Source organism: Streptomyces ossamyceticus (genome assembly GCF_001418475.1).
GTDB classification, from domain to species: domain Bacteria; phylum Actinomycetota; class Actinomycetes; order Streptomycetales; family Streptomycetaceae; genus Streptomyces; species Streptomyces ossamyceticus.
Genome location: NZ_LIQX01000159.1, coordinates 19,164 through 34,290, shown reverse-complemented (window position 1 = coordinate 34,290; position 15,127 = coordinate 19,164). Strand labels below are relative to the sequence as shown.

At 71.9% G+C, this 15,127-nt stretch carries 12 protein-coding genes; 3 read left to right on the top strand and 9 right to left on the bottom strand.

Annotated features, from left to right (window positions below):
* Window positions 1-92: 92 nt before the first annotated feature.
* The 4 genes from AOK15_RS13510 to AOK15_RS13495 form a co-directional block, all read right to left on the bottom strand.
* The gene (locus AOK15_RS13510) at window positions 93-1,346 is read right to left on the bottom strand and encodes an MFS transporter (protein ID WP_055516264.1); all 1,254 of its coding nucleotides are present in this window, start codon (window positions 1,344-1,346) and stop codon (window positions 93-95) included.
* Window positions 1,343-2,668 carry a GH1 family beta-glucosidase gene (locus AOK15_RS13505; RefSeq protein ID WP_055516262.1) on the bottom strand — a complete coding sequence of 442 codons (1,326 nt, stop codon included), beginning with the start codon at window positions 2,666-2,668 and terminating at the stop codon, window positions 1,343-1,345. Before AOK15_RS13505 ends, AOK15_RS13510 begins: the two co-directional genes overlap by 4 nt.
* An 87-nt stretch (window positions 2,669-2,755) precedes the next feature.
* The gene (locus tag AOK15_RS13500) at window positions 2,756-3,022 is read right to left on the bottom strand and encodes a protealysin inhibitor emfourin (RefSeq protein ID WP_055516260.1); all 267 of its coding nucleotides are present in this window, start codon (window positions 3,020-3,022) and stop codon (window positions 2,756-2,758) included.
* Window positions 3,023-3,042: 20 nt separating this feature from the next.
* Window positions 3,043-4,113: a M4 family metallopeptidase gene (locus AOK15_RS13495; RefSeq protein WP_055516259.1), complete on the bottom strand. Its 1,071-nt coding sequence runs from the start codon at window positions 4,111-4,113 to the stop codon at window positions 3,043-3,045.
* 399 nt (window positions 4,114-4,512) lie between these two features.
* Here AOK15_RS13495 and leuA point away from each other — a divergent pair, with 399 nt between their 5' ends.
* Together leuA and AOK15_RS13485 are read left to right on the top strand one after the other, a co-directional pair.
* Window positions 4,513-6,234, top strand: a complete 1,722-nt coding sequence (gene leuA / locus AOK15_RS13490) for a 2-isopropylmalate synthase (protein WP_055516257.1) — start codon at window positions 4,513-4,515, stop codon at window positions 6,232-6,234.
* 183 nt (window positions 6,235-6,417) lie between these two features.
* Entirely contained in the window at window positions 6,418-7,170 is a 753-nt protein-coding gene (locus AOK15_RS13485) for a tellurite resistance TerB family protein (protein ID WP_372503937.1), read from the top strand.
* Between the two features lie 11 nt (window positions 7,171-7,181).
* Here AOK15_RS13485 and AOK15_RS13480 read toward each other — a convergent pair whose 3' ends face one another.
* From AOK15_RS13480 to AOK15_RS13460, 5 genes are read right to left on the bottom strand one after another with little or no spacing between them, the layout of a single operon-like run.
* Window positions 7,182-8,117: a dihydrodipicolinate synthase family protein gene (locus tag AOK15_RS13480; RefSeq protein ID WP_055516253.1), complete on the bottom strand. Its 936-nt coding sequence runs from the start codon at window positions 8,115-8,117 to the stop codon at window positions 7,182-7,184.
* Between the two features lie 10 nt (window positions 8,118-8,127).
* Window positions 8,128-9,213 carry an oligopeptide/dipeptide ABC transporter ATP-binding protein gene (locus AOK15_RS13475; protein WP_055516251.1) on the bottom strand — a complete coding sequence of 362 codons (1,086 nt, stop codon included), beginning with the start codon at window positions 9,211-9,213 and terminating at the stop codon, window positions 8,128-8,130.
* On the bottom strand, window positions 9,210-11,285 hold the full coding sequence (locus AOK15_RS13470) for a dipeptide/oligopeptide/nickel ABC transporter permease/ATP-binding protein (RefSeq protein ID WP_079058466.1): 2,076 nt from the start codon (window positions 11,283-11,285) through the stop codon (window positions 9,210-9,212). The genes AOK15_RS13475 and AOK15_RS13470 overlap by 4 nt, the downstream gene beginning before the upstream one ends.
* A 19-nt stretch (window positions 11,286-11,304) precedes the next feature.
* Entirely contained in the window at window positions 11,305-12,264 is a 960-nt protein-coding gene (locus AOK15_RS13465) for an ABC transporter permease (RefSeq protein WP_055516249.1), read from the bottom strand.
* A gap of 1 nt (window position 12,265) precedes the next feature.
* The gene (locus AOK15_RS13460) at window positions 12,266-13,894 is read right to left on the bottom strand and encodes an ABC transporter substrate-binding protein (protein ID WP_055516248.1); all 1,629 of its coding nucleotides are present in this window, start codon (window positions 13,892-13,894) and stop codon (window positions 12,266-12,268) included.
* Window positions 13,895-14,207: 313 nt separating this feature from the next.
* On the opposite strand from AOK15_RS13460, the gene AOK15_RS13455 reads away from it, so the two are divergent.
* On the top strand, window positions 14,208-14,969 hold the full coding sequence (locus tag AOK15_RS13455; RefSeq protein ID WP_420876896.1) for a FadR/GntR family transcriptional regulator: 762 nt from the start codon (window positions 14,208-14,210) through the stop codon (window positions 14,967-14,969).
* Window positions 14,970-15,127 lie beyond the last annotated feature (158 nt).

The following is a 15,127-nucleotide window of genomic DNA, read 5'->3' as shown; positions in this document are numbered from 1 at the left end:
CAGGGCGTCCCTTCAGCGACGGGGGTGGTCGTCACAGAAGAGGGTCGAACGCGTGAATGAGTTGCCTGTGCGCCGACTGTGTGTCGGGTGATCTACTCCACTCCCCGGATCCGCCCCACGAACACCGCCCCCGCCAGCCCGATCACCGCGGCCACCAGGTACAGCGTCCGGTAGCCGCCGAGGTACGTCACGATCGGCGCGGCGATCACCGGCGCGACCACCTGGGGAAGGGAGTTGGCGATGTTGATGACACCGAGGTCCTTGCCCCGGTCACGCGCCTCGGGCAGCACATCGGTCATGAGGGCGAAGTCGACGGAGGCGAACACACCGAAGCCGAGCCCGAGGAGCGCCGAGGCGACGATCGCGCCGGGCCAGGTCGGCCAGCCGGCGATCAGCGCCGTCGCGACCGCCATCAGCAGCCCCGACCAGTACACGAACGGCTTGCGGCGCCCCACCCGGTCCGACCACACCCCGGCCACCACCACCGTCGCCAGCAGCATCGCCGCGTTCACCGCCGTGAGGATCAGCACCCCCTGCTCGGGGTCGTGGTACCGGACGCGGTCCCGCAGGTAGAAGAGCAGGTAGAGCAGGCCGATGCCGTTGCTCAGGTTCACCAGGAAACGCGTCAGCCACGCCCACGCGAAGTCCGGGTGGCGGCGCGGGCTCAGCCAGAACCCGGCGAGGAAGCCCCGCCACGACCACACCGGCCGGTCCGTCACCGGCAGCCGCGGATCGGGGTGGCGCAGGACGTACGGCAGCACGCCCGCCAGAGTGAACACCGCGCACGCCGCGTACCCCGTGCCGACGCCCCCGCCGAACGTCGCGAGCCCCGTGCCGCCGACCACGCCCAGGATCTGCGCGGCACCCAACCAGCCGCCCACGGCGCCCCGTTGGAGCCTCGGCACCCGATCCGGCACCGCCGCGGTGACCGCCGCCCAGGACGCGTTCAGGGTCAGCTGGACCAGACACCAGCCGGCCGCCATCGTCCACAGCCCGCCCGCGCCCGCGAGGAGCAGCAGCGCCACCGCGCCGCCCGCCGCGCCCGCCACGATCCACGGCGTACGGCGCCCCCAGCGGGACGTCGTACGGTCCGACAGCGCGCCGAACAGCGGTGTGGCGACCAGGGAGACGACCGCGCCGGCGCCCGTCACCCAGGCCAGCATCGTCTCCTTCGACATCCCGGCACCCGGCGCGAAGTGCTCCGCCTGGGAGGCCAGCAGGATCTGCAGCGGGCCGTACCAGCCCACCCAGATCGCCGCGTTGGCCAGGGCCAGCGAGGCGGTCCAGCCCCCGCCGACCCGGGCGACGGGCTCGGCCAGGGCGTCGACCGGCTGTGTCGTCGTCATGCCCGGCGCTGCGCTCTGAGCAGGTCCCGGTACCACCCGTACGACGCCTTGGGCGTCCGCTCCAGCGTCGCGTAGTCGATGTGCACGAGCCCGAACCGGCGGGCGTAGCCCTCCGCCCACTCGAAGTTGTCGAGCAGCGACCACACGAAGTACCCGCGGACGTCGACGCCCGCCTCCACGGCCCGGTGGAGCGCCCGGACGTGGCCGTCCAGGTAGGCGATGCGCTCCTGGTCGTCGACGCCCTCGTACGAGCAGCCGTTCTCGGTGATGACCACGGGCGGCAGCCGGTCGCCGTAGCGGTCCCGGAAGGCGGTGAGGAGGTCGGTCAGACCCGACGGCACCACCGGCCAGCCGAAGTCCGTCGTCGGGACGTCCTCGATCTCCTTGACGGTGAAGGGGAGTTCGGCCGGGATCGTCACACCGCCGAACTCGATGTCGGTGCCCTCGGGGGCGCCCACCCGGGTCGGCGCGTAGTAGTTGACGCCGTACCAGTCGATCGGCTCGGAGATCACCTTCAGGTCCGCCGAGACGTCGCCGCCCGGCATCAGCTCGCCGATTCCGTCCGGGTACTCGCCCAGCAGCACCGGCTCCGCGAACAACCGGTTCAGCAGCAGGTCGTAGAAGGCCGCCGCCTCCACGTCCGGCTGCTCCGCGGACGCGGCCCACGTCGGCCCGTGCGAGTTGGCGATGCCGATGTCGAAGGCCCCGGCCGCGCGCAGCGCCCGTACGGCCAGACCGTGGCCCAGCAGCTGGTGGTGGGCGGCCGGGAGGGCGTCGAACATCAGCTGCTTGCCCGGCGCGTGGGTGCCCAGCGCATGGCCCAGCAGGGTGTGCTCGGCGGGCTCGTTGAGGGTGATCCACTTGGTGACCCGGTCACCGAGGCGGTCGGCGACGACGGCGACGTACTCGGCGAACCGCTCGGCGGTGTCCCGGTTCAGCCAGCCGCCCGCCTCCTGGAGCGACAGCGGCAGGTCCCAGTGGAAGAGGGTCGGCACGGGGCGTACGCCCGCCCCGGCCAGCTCGTCCACCAGCCGGTCGTAGAAGTCCAGTCCGCCGGGGGCGTTCACCCGGGGCCAGGACACCGAGAAGCGGTACGCGTCCACGCCCAGCTCGCGCAGGAGCGCCACGTCCTCGGGGTAGCGGTGGAAGTGGTCGCACGCCACCGCCGCGTTCGAGCCGTCCTTGACGCGGCCCTCCTCGGCCGTGAAGGCGTCCCACACGGAGGGCTCGCGCCGGTCCGCGGCCCCCTCGATCTGATGCGCGGAGGTCGAGACGCCCCACAGGAAGCCGGCCGGGAACTGGGGTATCGGGTTCGTCGCCATGCGCGGATCATCCGTACCACGGGTAACGGAAGTCAACGGCCGAGAACGATTGCCCTGTTACCGCCGGGTATCAGCAGGGGCCCGCACTCACGCCCCTTCCTTGAGCACCCTTCTGATCAGCTCCCGCTGCTCCTCCGACAGCCCGGGATCCGCGCAGTACACGGTCCGCCCGTCGACCGTGATCGCGTACGAGAACCCGTCCGGCACCCCCGGCGGGGCCGCGCCCCGGCCGCCGGCGAGTGCCCCCTCGGCCAGAGCGCGCCATTCCAGGGCATCGAGCCGCCCCGCGGTGTCCACCACCGCGTGCCGCTCGATGCCCGCGAAACCGCCCGTGCGCCGCACCTCAATCCGCATGGGTCATGTCTAGTACGGAACTACAGCGTGCGCACGCCCACCTGTTCCCAGGCCTTGAGCACGGCCGTCAACTCGTCGCCCTGCCCGTACCGGTCCTTCGTGGCCTTCACGGTGAGCGTCGCGAAGTCCACGAACAGCGCCTGCTGCTTGAGTTCGCCGCCGGTCAGCACGTCGTACCAGATCTGCCCGGCCCGCTCCCAGGCGTAGCCGCCGAGCGCGGTCGCCACCAGGTAGAACGCGTGGTTGGGGATACCGGAGTTGATGTGCACGCCGCCGTTGTCGCGGCCCGTGCGGACATAGTCGTCCATCGTCGCCGGCTGCGGGTCCTTGCCGAGCACGTCGTCGTCGTACGCGGTGCCCGGGGCCTTCATCGAGCGCAGGGCGACCCCCGTGACACGGGGCGCGAGCAGCCCCGCGCCGATCAGCCAGTCCGCCTCGGCGGCGGTCTGGCCCAGCGTGTACTGCTTGATGAGGGCGCCGAAGACGTCCGACATCGACTCGTTCAGCGCGCCCGGCTGGCCGAAGTACGTCAGGTTCGCCGAGTACTGGGTGAGTCCGTGGCTGAGTTCGTGGCCGATGACGTCGATCGGGATGGTGAAGTCGAGGAAGATCTCGCCGTCGCCGTCGCCGAACACCATCTGCTCGCCGTTCCAGAAGGCGTTGTTGTAGTCGCGGTCGTAGTGCACGGTCGCGTCCAGCGGCAGCCCGCTGCCGTCGATCGAGTCGTGCCCGTACGCCTTGAGCAGCAGCTCGAACGTCGCGCCCAGGCCCGCGTAGGCGCGGTTGACCGTGGCGTCCTTGCCGGGCTCCTCGCCCTCGCCGCGCACCTGGTGGCCGGGCAGGGTGGTGCCGTGCCGGGCGTCGTAGACGGTGCGGTGGGGTGTGCCGGGCTCGGCGCCGACGGGCGCGGTGATCGCCGGGGCGCCGATGACGGTGGTCAGCCGGCGGCGGGTGCGTTCGAGTGCGTCGCGCTCCAGGGTGCGGCGGGCGGCGCCGGAGAGCGCGGAGTCCTCGGCCTGGGCGAGCTTGTCGAGGACGTGGGGCGGTACGACTGTGCAGAAGACGGGCTCTTGGCCCCCGTTTGTCGTCATGAGTCGCACGATTGCACTCCGTTAGGGGTGTGTCACTAGGGGCAACCATGATTGGTGAAATGTCGCCGTATGGGTTGCGAGTCGTCACCGCCGTGTTACGGAGGGTGCGCTTCGGGTTGCCGGTCGCGTGTGGCTGGTCGCGCGGTTCCCCGCACTCCTTCAGGGGCGGCCGGTGAGGCCTTGCGCACCTTTTGTCCAGGTTGCTTCCTTGGTCCCGCATACTGATACGACCCCGCGCGACAGAAGAGACTCGGCTACGCTGCTCCGCATCATGCGTTTCGGGCTGCTTCTCCTTAGCTGCCGCGGCGAGGGCCTGTAGTCGAGGCCGACCCCCTCCCCGCGGTGCTCTGGCGTTGCGTTGTCGGCCGTCCTTTCGGACCATCGAGGAGCCCACGCATCATGGCGAACCGCCAGCAGCCCACGTCCATGCCGATCCACAAGTACGGGCAGTACGAGCAGGTCGACATCCCCGGCCGCACCTGGCCGGACAACCGGATCACCGTCGCCCCCCGCTGGCTCTCCACCGACCTGCGCGACGGCAACCAGTCCCTGATCGACCCGATGTCGCCCGAGCGCAAGCGCCGGATGTTCGACCAGCTGGTCAAGATGGGCTACAAGGAGATCGAGGTCGGGTTCCCGGCATCGGGGCAGACCGACTTCGACTTCGTACGGTCGATCATCGAGGAGCCGGGCGCCATCCCGGACGACGTCACGATCTCCGTACTGACCCAGGCCCGTGAGGACCTGATCGAGCGGACCGTGGAGTCGCTGAAGGGCGCCAAGCGGGCCACCGTGCACCTGTACAACGCCACGGCCCCCGTCTTCCGCCGGGTCGTCTTCCGCGGCTCCAAGGACGACATCAAGCAGATCGCCGTCGACGGCACGCGGCTGGTCATGGAGTACGCCGAGAAGCTGCTGGGCCCCGAGACGGAGTTCGGCTACCAGTACTCGCCGGAGATCTTCACCGACACCGAGCTGGACTTCGCGCTGGAGGTCTGCGAGGCCGTCATGGACGTCTGGCAGCCCGGCCCGGGCCGCGAGATCATCCTCAACCTGCCCGCCACCGTGGAGCGTTCGACGCCGTCCACACATGCCGACCGCTTCGAGTGGATGGGCCGCAACCTGTCCCGCCGCGAGCACGTCTGCCTGTCGATCCACCCCCACAACGACCGCGGCACGGCCGTCGCCGCCGCCGAGCTGGCGCTCATGGCCGGCGCCGACCGCGTCGAGGGCTGCCTGTTCGGGCAGGGCGAGCGCACCGGCAACGTCGACCTGGTCACCCTGGGCATGAACCTGTTCTCGCAGGGCGTCGACCCGCAGATCGACTTCTCCGACATCGACGAGATCCGCCGCGTGTGGGAGTACTGCAACCAGATGGAGGTCCACCCGCGCCACCCGTACGTGGGCGACCTGGTCTACACGTCCTTCTCCGGCTCCCACCAGGACGCCATCAAGAAGGGCTTCGACGCCATGGAGGCCGACGCCGCCGCCAAGGGCGTCACCGTCGACGACATCGAGTGGGCCGTGCCGTACCTGCCGATCGACCCCAAGGACGTCGGCCGCTCCTACGAGGCCGTCATCCGCGTCAACTCGCAGTCCGGCAAGGGCGGTATCGCGTACGTCCTGAAGAACGACCACAAGCTGGACCTGCCGCGCCGGATGCAGATCGAGTTCTCGAAGATCATCCAGGCGAAGACGGACGCCGAGGGCGGCGAGGTCACCGGGTCCGACATCTGGGCGGTCTTCCAGGACGAGTACCTGCCGAACCCGGACAACCCGTGGGGCCGCATCCAGGTCCGCAACAACCAGTCGACCACCGACAAGGACGGCGTGGACACGCTGACCGTGGAGGCCGAGGTCGACGGCGCGCAGACCACCCTGGTCGGCACCGGCAACGGCCCGATCTCCGCGTTCTTCCACGCGCTGCAGGGCATCGGCGTCGACGCCAGGCTGCTGGACTACCAGGAGCACACGATGAGCGAGGGCGCCTCCGCGCAGGCCGCCTCGTACATCGAGGTCGCCATCGACGGCAAGGTCATGTGGGGCATCGGAATCGACGCGAACACGACCCGCGCCTCCCTGAAGGCCGTCGTCTCCGCCGTCAACCGCGCGGCGCGCTGACCAGCCTCACCGGCGGTTTGAGAGCCCCGTTCGCCGAATTCCGGCGGGCGGGGCCCGTCGTTTACCGGCCAAACCCTGTGGAGGTCACGGGAAGGCATCGTCCGGAGTACTGACTGCGCCTCACCGATGTGGCTAACATCACGCAAGCGCGGCGATGTTGCCGTGGAGCTACGGAGGTGCGACGTGCTGCCAGGACGGGGACCAATCGGCCGTGCCGCCGGGCTCGCGCGCGGCGGGGAGGCCGGGAGCGCCGGACCGACCGGAGGCGCCGCGCGACTCACGCGTCTCATGGGCACCCGGATCGCGTGGACCGGTGTCGGCGACGGCGAGTTCTTCTGCCCCGGCTGCGGAGGCGACCGCAACTACCAGCGCCTCACCGGACGCCGCCGCTTCACCCTCCTCGGGGTCCCCGTGCTGCCGCGCGGCGAGACCGGCCCCGTCGTGGAGTGCGCGGCCTGCCGCCACCACTACGGCACGGAGGTCCTCGACCACCCCACCACCGTCCGCCTCTCCGCGATGCTCCGCGACGCCGTCCACACCGTTGCCCTGGCCGTCCTCGCGGCCGGCGGCACCCGCACCCGGACCTCCCTGAGCGTCGCCGCGGGCGCCGTGCGCTCCGCCGGCTTCGACGACTGCACCGAGGACCAGCTCGACGCCCTCGTCGAGGCGCTCGCCGCCGACACGGGCCGCCTCTTCGGGGAACCCTGCGGGGCGGCCGGGCTGTCCATAGAGCTGCACGAGGCCCTCGACCCGCTCGCCCCGCACCTCGCCCCCGCGGGCCGCGAGGCGATCCTCCTCCAGGGCGCCCGGATCGCCCTGGCCGACGGCCCCTACACCCCCGCCGAACGCGACGTCCTGTCCACCGTCGGGGCGGCGCTCACCATCTGCGCGGACGAGGTGACCCGGCTGCTGGCGGCGGCCCGCACCCCGTCCTGACACCCGCCGCGCTACAGCAGTCCCGCCGCCGCCAGGAACTTGCCCACCCGCTGGACCTCGTCGTCCGACAGCGGCACCTGCGGCTCCGCCGTCACCGGGCACGCGATCACGCCCCGCAGATGCAGCGCCGCCTTGAAGGCGCCGAGCGCGGCCGAGCCGGTGCCCATGCGCTGCGGGTCGCCGGTGCGGACCATGCCGAAGAGGGCGCACAGCCGCTCCTGCTCGGCGCGGGCCCGGTCCCGGTCGCCCGCCCCGCACAGGCGGTGCAGCCGGACATAGCCGGCGGGGTCGACGTTGGCGAGGCCCGGGACCGCGCCGTCCGCGCCCATGGCGAGCGCCGCGTCGACAAGCAGCTCGGACCCGGTGAGGACGGCGAAGCCGGTGACACGGGCGTCGTCGCGGGCGCCCGTGACGACCGTACGGAAACCGGCCAGGTCCCCGCTGGAGTCCTTCAGCCCGGCGATCACCCCGTCCGCGGCCAGCTCCAGCACCACCTCGGCGGGCAGCTTGGTGTGCACGGCCGACGGGATGTCGTACGCGAGGACGGGGACCGGGGAACGGGAGCCGAGCAGACGGTAGTGGCGGGAGATCTCCGCCGGATGGGTGGCCGTGTAGAAGGGCGCGGTCGCCACGACCGCCTCCGCCCCGGCCGCCGTCACAGCCCGGACGTGGTCGAGGACGCGGGGCGTCGTCATGTCGATCGCGCCGGCGAGCACCGGGAGCTGACCGCCGACGTGCCCCACCACCGTCTCCACCACCGTCCGCCGCTGCGCGTCCGTCAGGAACGCCGCCTCCGACGACGACCCCAGCACGAACAGCGCGTCCACCCCGCCCGCCACCAGATGGTCGACCAGCCGGACCAGCGAGGCGACGTCCACCTCGTGGTCCGGTGTCAGGGGAGTGCAGACGGGCGGGATGACACCGGTCAGCGGGGCGGGGAAGGTCATGGGCTGCTCCCTAGGTATCTCGTACGGCGCGCTCCTGCACGGCCCCGGCGGTGGCCGGGGACACGGACGCCGACCGGGACGCGGCCTCGGCGACCAGGTCCCCCGTCCACTCCGTCTCCTGCACAGGATGGTGGCAGCGGAAACGGTGTCCGGGGGCCGACGCGGCCGCGAAGTCCGGCATCACCTCCGCGCACACCCCGTCCGCCCGCCAGCAGCGGGTGCGGAACGGGCAGCCGCTCGGCGGCCGCGTGGCCGACGGCACCGGGCCCGTCAGCGGGATCGGGGCGATCGGGTCCAGCAGTCCCGGCGTCGCCGAGAACAGCGCCCGTGTGTACGGGTGCCGCGACCGCCCGGTGACGGCGTCGGCCGGCGCCTCCTCCACGATCCGCCCCAGATACATGGTGATCACCCGGTCGCTCATCCGCCGCACCGTCTGGATGTCGTGCGACACGAAGACCAACGCCAGCCCGAGCCGCTCCTTCAGGTCGAGCAGCAGGTTCAGGATCTGCGCGCGCACCGACACGTCCAGCGCGCTCGTCGGCTCGTCCGCCACGACCAGGCCGGGGTCCAGGGCGAGCGCCCGGGCGATCGCGACCCGCTGCCGCTGCCCGCCCGACAGCCGGCCCGGCAGCCCGTCGGCCAGCACGGCGGGCAGACCGACCAGCGCCATCAGCTCCCGCACCCGTTCCTCGCGTTCGGCGGGCGTGCCGCGCCGGTGCACATCGAGCGGGTCGCGCAGGATCCGGCGGACGGTCAGCCGGCGGTTCAGGGCCGTGGAGGGGTCCTGGAAGATCATGCCGGTGCCGCCGCCCACGGTCGCCCGCCGCTCGGCAGGCGACATCGACCACAGGTCCCGCCCCCGGAAGGCGACCGTCCCGGCCGTCGGCCGCTCCACGCCCACCAGCACCTTCGCCAGCGTCGACTTCCCGCACCCCGACTCGCCCACCACGCCCACCGTCTCGCCGGGCGCGATCGTCAGATCGGCGCCCGTCAGGGCGTACACCCGGTCCCGGGTGAACAGGCCGCCGCCACGCGCCCGGTGGACCACATGGGCGCCGGAGACCTGTACGAGTGCGTCGCTGAGTGCGTCGCTCACCGGGGCACCTCGTTCTCCGTCGCGGTCAGGTCCACCGCCGGGTGGTGGCAGGCCGCCGTGTGGGTGGGGGAGCCCAGCAGCGCCGGGACGGTCGTACGGCACACCTCGCTCGCGCGGGGGCAGCGGTCGGCGAAGCGGCAGCCCGCCGGGAAGTCGGCGGGAGAGGGGACGACCCCCTGGATCTGCGTCATCCGCTCGGCCGCCGACTCCAGCGACAGGACGCTGCCCAGCAGACCGCGCGTGTAGGGATGGGCCGGTGACTCCACGAGGTCCGCCGTCACCCCCGTCTCGACGATCCGCCCGCCGTACATCACGGCCACCCGGTCGGTGACGTCCGCGACGAGCGCCAGGTCGTGCGACACGAGGACGAGCGCGAAGCCCAGTTTTGCGCGCAGCCCGAGCAGCAGCTCGATGACCTGCGCCTGGACCGTCACGTCCAGGGCCGTGGTCGGCTCGTCGGCCACGATCAGCTTCGGGGCGCGGGACAGGGCCATCGCGATCAGCACACGCTGGCGCTGACCCCCGGAGAGTTCGTGCGGGTAGCTGCGCAGGGTGCGGCCGGGGTCGAGGCCGACCATCTCCAGCAGCGCGGCCGGGGTGCGCCCGCCGCCCCGCCGGACGACCTGCCGCAGCTGGGCGCGGATCGTCATCGCCGGGTTCAGCGACGACAGGGCGTCCTGGTAGACCATCGCCATGTCGTGGCCGAGCAGCCGGCGCCGCACCCGCATCGGCACGCCCACCAGCTGCCGCTCCCCGAACACGACCCGGCCGCGCACCCGTGCCCCCTTCGGCTCCAGCCCCATCACGGTCAGCGCGGTCAGCGACTTGCCGCACCCCGACTCGCCGACCAGGCCGAGGACCTCACCGGCGCGGACCTCGAAGCTGATCCCGTCGACGATGTCCACGCCCCGGTGCCGCTTCTCGAAGCGGATCGAGAGGTCCTCCACAGCCAGCACCGGCCGCCCGGTGGGCAGGGGTCGCGCCCGTGCCCGCAGCCGCCGCGCCGCCTCCGCCAGCCCCGGCAGCGCGGCCTCGCCGCCCACGGCCTCCCGGTGGTCCTCCGCCGGAGCGCCGGGCCCCGCCTTGGGGGCCGCCGGGCGGGCCGGCTCCTCGTCGCCGCCCTCCGTCCGCCGCTCCCCGCCGCCGTCCGTCCGCCGCTCCCCGCCGCCGTCCTCCGTCGGGCGCTCCGTGTCCCGGCCCGCCGGTGCCGCCCAGGCGTCGGAGACACCCTCGGAGAGGACGTTCAGGGACAGCACGGTGACCAGCATCAGCAGACCGGGGAACACGGTCGCCCACCAGCCGCCGGTCAGCACCATGTTCTTGCCGTCCGCGATGACGCTGCCCCACGACGGGTCCGGTGGCCGTACGCCCGCGCCGATGAACGACAGGGACGCCTCGAACACGATGGCCTCGGCGACCTGCACCGTGCAGAACACCAGGACGGGGGCGGCGCAGTTGACGGCCACGTGCCGGACCACGATGTGCCGGGTGCGGGCCCCGATGACCCGCTCGGCGGTCACATAGTCCTCGCCGTACTGGTCGAGGACGTTGGCCCGTACGACCCGGGCGACCGGCGGCGTGAACAGGAACGCGATCGCGCAGATCAGCACCTCGATGCCGCCGCCGAAGACCGCGACGAGCACGGCGGCGAGCGCGATGCCGGGGAACGCCATGACGACGTCCAGACAGCGCATCAGGGTCTCGTCGACCGCCTTGCGCGAGGTCGCGGCCACGGCCCCCACGAACGCGCCCACGAGCAGGGCCAGCGCGGTGGCTCCGAGCCCGATCGCGAGCGACCAGCGCGCCCCGTGCATCAGCCGGCTGAGGATGTCCCGGCCGAGGCTGTCCTGGCCCATCCAGTGAGCGGCGGAGGGCGCTCCGGTGCCGCCGACGAGGGTCCGCTGGTCGAGCGGGTCGTGCGGGGCGAAAACCGGGGCGAGCAGGGCGGTGAGGACCACGAGCGCGAGGAAGCACACGGCGATCCGCGACAGCACCGGCAGCCCGCGCCAGGCGCGCAGCCGCAGGCCCGGCCGGGACAGGGCGTCCGTCAGGCGTCGGCGCGTGGTCACCATCAGGCCGAACATCAGCGCATCAGCTCGCATCCCTCAGTCGCGGGTTGACCAGCAGATGGAGGACGTCGATGACGAGGTTCACCACGACGAACCCCGCGGCCGTGGTGAGGACGACGCCCTGGACGACCGCCGGGTCGCCGTTCTTCACGGCGTCGATCATCAACTTGCCCATACCGGGCAGCGAGAAGATCGTCTCGATCACGACCGCGCCGCCCAGCAGATAGCCGACGCGCAGCCCGAGCACCGTGAGCGGGTTGATCAGCGCGTTGCGCAGGACGTTGCGGCCCACGACGACCCGCGGCGGCAGCCCGCTCCCGATCGCCGTCCGCACGTAGTCCTTGTCCAGCTCCTCCACCACGGCCGTCCGCACGATCCGGGTGAGCTGCGCGGCCATCGGCAGCGACAGGGCGAACGCGGGCAGGGTCATCGTCCGCAGCCACCCGGTGAAGGAGTCGGCCGGATTGACGTAACCGCCGGTCGGGAACCACCCGAGGTCCACCGCCAGGTACTGGATCATCAGCAGCGCCAGCCAGAAGCCGGGCGCCGCGACCCCGGTCAGCGACACCACCCGGATGATCTGGTCCGGCAGCCGGTCCCGGTGGATCGCCGCGGTGATCCCGCCGAGCAGGGCCAGCACCACCGCGATCCCCAGCCCCAGGAAGGTCAGCTGGAGGGTGAGCGGAAGGGCGGTGGTGACCTGCTCGACCACCGGGGCCCGGGTGAGCGCGCTGGTGCCCATGTCGCCGTGGAGCAGATCCCCGACGAAGCCGACGTACCGCACGGGCAGCGGGTCGAGGAGCCCGTTCTCCTCCCGGAACTCGTGCAGTTGCCCGGGGGTCGGATTGGCGCCCTGGAAGAACGCGGACGCCGGGTCGACGTCCGAGAACCGCATGACGACGAAGACGAACAGCACGATCCCCAGCAGGAGCGGGACCAGCAGGGCGATCCGCCGCAGCAGGACGCGCAGGACGACGATCACGCTAGACCCACTTGGCCTGGAGCAGGTTGATCCCCGGATAGGGCTGCGCCCTTATCCCCGACAGCCGCTTCGGGTCCCACGCCGTCATCAGCTCGTTGTGCACCACCGGGTAGAGCACGGCCTGTTCGGCGACGACGTCGAGGTAGTCCTGGACCATCGCCTTCTTCCGGTCGGCGTCCGGCTCCTTCGTGGCCCGGTCCATGTCCGCGAAGAGTTTCCTGGCCACCGGGGCGTCGGCCCAGCGCGCGTAGCGCATCCACAGGTTCTGCGGGCCGTAGTTGTACCGCATGATCAGGTCCGCGTCGAGGCCGAACTGGTTGGGGTTGGAGGCGGCGGCCACCACCTGGTAGTCCTGCTTCTGGTCCATCTTCGTGAACACGGCGGTCGTCTCCTGCGGCGAGAGCGTCGTCTCGACGCCGATCGCGTCCCAGGACGCCTTGAGGGTCGGCAGGCAGTCGACGATCCAGCTCACGTTCACCGCGAGGATGTCGACGCGCAGGTCGCGCACGCCCGCCTCGGCCAGCAGCGCCTTCGCCTTCTCCGGGTCGTACCCGTACACCGTCCTCGCCGGCCGGTAGCTGGGGTTCCCCTCGTCGAGGAAGGAACTCGCGGGCTTCCCGTGCCCCTTGAGGGCGACCTCGATCATCTTGTCGCGGTCGACGGCGTAGTGCAGGGCCTGCCGGACGCGCACGTCGTCGAAGGGCTTGTGCCGGGTGTTGAACATCAGGAAGAGGTTGTTCATGCCGGAGCCGCCCTGGACGGTCATCCCGCCCTTCTCCAGCTGCCCGATGTTGGCGTACGGGATGTTGTCGGCGATCTGCGCGCCCGCGCTCGCCCCGGAGATCTTCGCGACCCGGGGCGCCGCGTCCACGATGGTCAGCCAGTTCATCTTCCCGAACGCGGCCGGACGGGGCCCGTTGTAGTCGGCGTACGCCTCGAACGTCGTGTTGGACTTCGGGTGGTGGGCCGTCTGCCGGTACGGCCCCGACCCGATCGCCTTGCCCTTGACGGCCTCCTCCCAGGCGCCCGGCCGGGAGAAGACGTGCTGGGGCATGATCTTCGCCAGGGTCAGCCGGGAGACGCCGTCGGGGAAGGGGAACTTGAGGACCAGCTCGACGGTGCGCGCGTCGACCTTCCGGACCTCCTTCAGCCAGCTCGCGAAGAACCCCTTGGCGAGGGTCTGGGTGCCGGGGTCGAGGATCCGCTCGTAGACGAAGACCACGTCGTCGGCGGTGACCGGTTTCCCGTCGTGGAACGTGGCGCCGGGCCGCAGCTCGAACGTCCACGACGTGCCGCCGAGGTCGCCGGGTACGGCCGTCGCGAGCGCCGCGTACGGCTCGCGGGACAGCGGGTCGGTGTCGAGGAGGCCCTCGTAGATGTGGTTGTTGGCGGCCATGCAGAACGCGGACGCGGTCTGGGTCGGGTCCCAGCTGCCGTCGTTGCCGTAGCCGATGACGGCGGTCAGGGTGCCGTTGCGCCCGCCGCCACCGCCGGTGTCGTTGGTGGACTCCGGCCCGGCCGAACAGGCGGCCAGCGCGGGGGACAGGGCCGCGGCGGCGCCCAGCGCGCCGGAGTGCTTCAGGAACGACCGTCGGGCCGGTGCCGGGGCGTCATGGGTCACATCGCGCACGGTTCCTCCAAGGAGGCAGCGGGGGAGCGAAGCGGTGGGGGCTCGATGACAGAGGTACGACGTCCTACGTCCTACAGGGGGCAGCGTGACCTTAGGAGCGCCCGTGGGGGCGGTCAAGGGCTCGCACACGAATGGCGTAGCCGCCACAGGTTCGACCAATGCCGGGGCAACACCGGTAGGAAACAAGGCGGGTTGGGGCCCTGTTGGGAGAGAATTCGCCGGGGCGACCACCCGGTGTTCACCCGGTGTTCCCCCGGTCCCTTCCCGTGGTTCCCGTCCGGAGGTGGGTCGTCGGATGTCCGGCGAGCGTACGATGCGGCGCATGTCAGAGGAGAGCGGCGGCCGGCGCCGGCCCGAGCGGCGGGTGAGCGGCCAGGTCCAGCGGGCGGTGACGCAGCTGATCCTCGACCGCAAACTGCGGGCGGGGGCGCCGCTGCCCACCGAGACGCAGCTGATGGAGGACCTCGGCGTCAGCCGCAACTCCGTCCGCGAGGCCCTCAAGGCGCTCCAGGCCCTCGACATAGTCGACATCCGGCACGGCTACGGCACCTATGTCGGCGAGGCGTCCCTGACGCCCCTCGTCGACGGCCTGACCTTCCGTGCGCTCGCCCGGCCCGACGGCGACACCGCCGCGCTCGCGGAGGTCCTCCAGATCCGTGAGGTGCTGGAGGAGGGGCTCGTTCGCCGGGTCGCGGGCACGCTCACCGAGGAGGAGCTGGACGGCCTCGCCGCGGTCGTCGATCGGATGGAGGCGGCCGGCCGGGCGGGCGAGCCCGTCGCCGAACTCGACCGCGACTTCCACGAGTTGCTCTACGCCTCCCTCGGCAACGCGCTCGTCCCCCAGTTGCTCGGCGCCTTCTGGACGGTCTTCCTGCGGGTGGCCGGGGCCCGCGGCTGGACCGACGACCCCACCCCGGAGCTGACCGTCCGCCGCCACCGCGACATCGTCGCCGCCCTGCGCGCCCGCGACGTCGAGGGCGCCCAGCGGGCGATGTCCGAGCACTTCCGCGGCATCGAGGCCCGCACGGCGACGGCTTCCCCCGAGCCCACCGCGAGCCACGACGCGCGGCCCTAGGGCACCGCTCGTTCCGCGGACATCCATCAGAAGGCCCAGGCACGTTCCCGGCGCCCCTGCTTTCCCGGGGGTGCCGGGAACCGCGTGAACGGGCCGGACCAGCATGTCTGTTGGTGCCGAAGAGATCTCAACGTCGTACGCACATCTGCGATGCTGGG

What these genes read in the sequence shown, in the direction of transcription:
- AOK15_RS13510 (WP_055516264.1), bottom strand. Translation starts at nt 1,346, where the DNA reads ATGACGACGACACAGCCGGTCGACGCCCTGGCCGAGCCCGTCGCCCGG.
- AOK15_RS13505 (WP_055516262.1), bottom strand. Translation starts at nt 2,668, where the DNA reads ATGGCGACGAACCCGATACCCCAGTTCCCGGCCGGCTTCCTGTGGGGC.
- AOK15_RS13500 (WP_055516260.1), bottom strand. Translation starts at nt 3,022, where the DNA reads ATGCGGATTGAGGTGCGGCGCACGGGCGGTTTCGCGGGCATCGAGCGG.
- AOK15_RS13495 (WP_055516259.1), bottom strand. Translation starts at nt 4,113, where the DNA reads ATGACGACAAACGGGGGCCAAGAGCCCGTCTTCTGCACAGTCGTACCG.
- leuA (WP_055516257.1), top strand. Translation starts at nt 4,513, where the DNA reads ATGGCGAACCGCCAGCAGCCCACGTCCATGCCGATCCACAAGTACGGG.
- AOK15_RS13480 (WP_055516253.1), bottom strand. Translation starts at nt 8,117, where the DNA reads ATGACCTTCCCCGCCCCGCTGACCGGTGTCATCCCGCCCGTCTGCACT.
- AOK15_RS13470 (WP_079058466.1), bottom strand. Translation starts at nt 11,285, where the DNA reads ATGGTGACCACGCGCCGACGCCTGACGGACGCCCTGTCCCGGCCGGGC.
- AOK15_RS13455 (WP_420876896.1), top strand. Translation starts at nt 14,208, where the DNA reads ATGCGGCGCATGTCAGAGGAGAGCGGCGGCCGGCGCCGGCCCGAGCGG.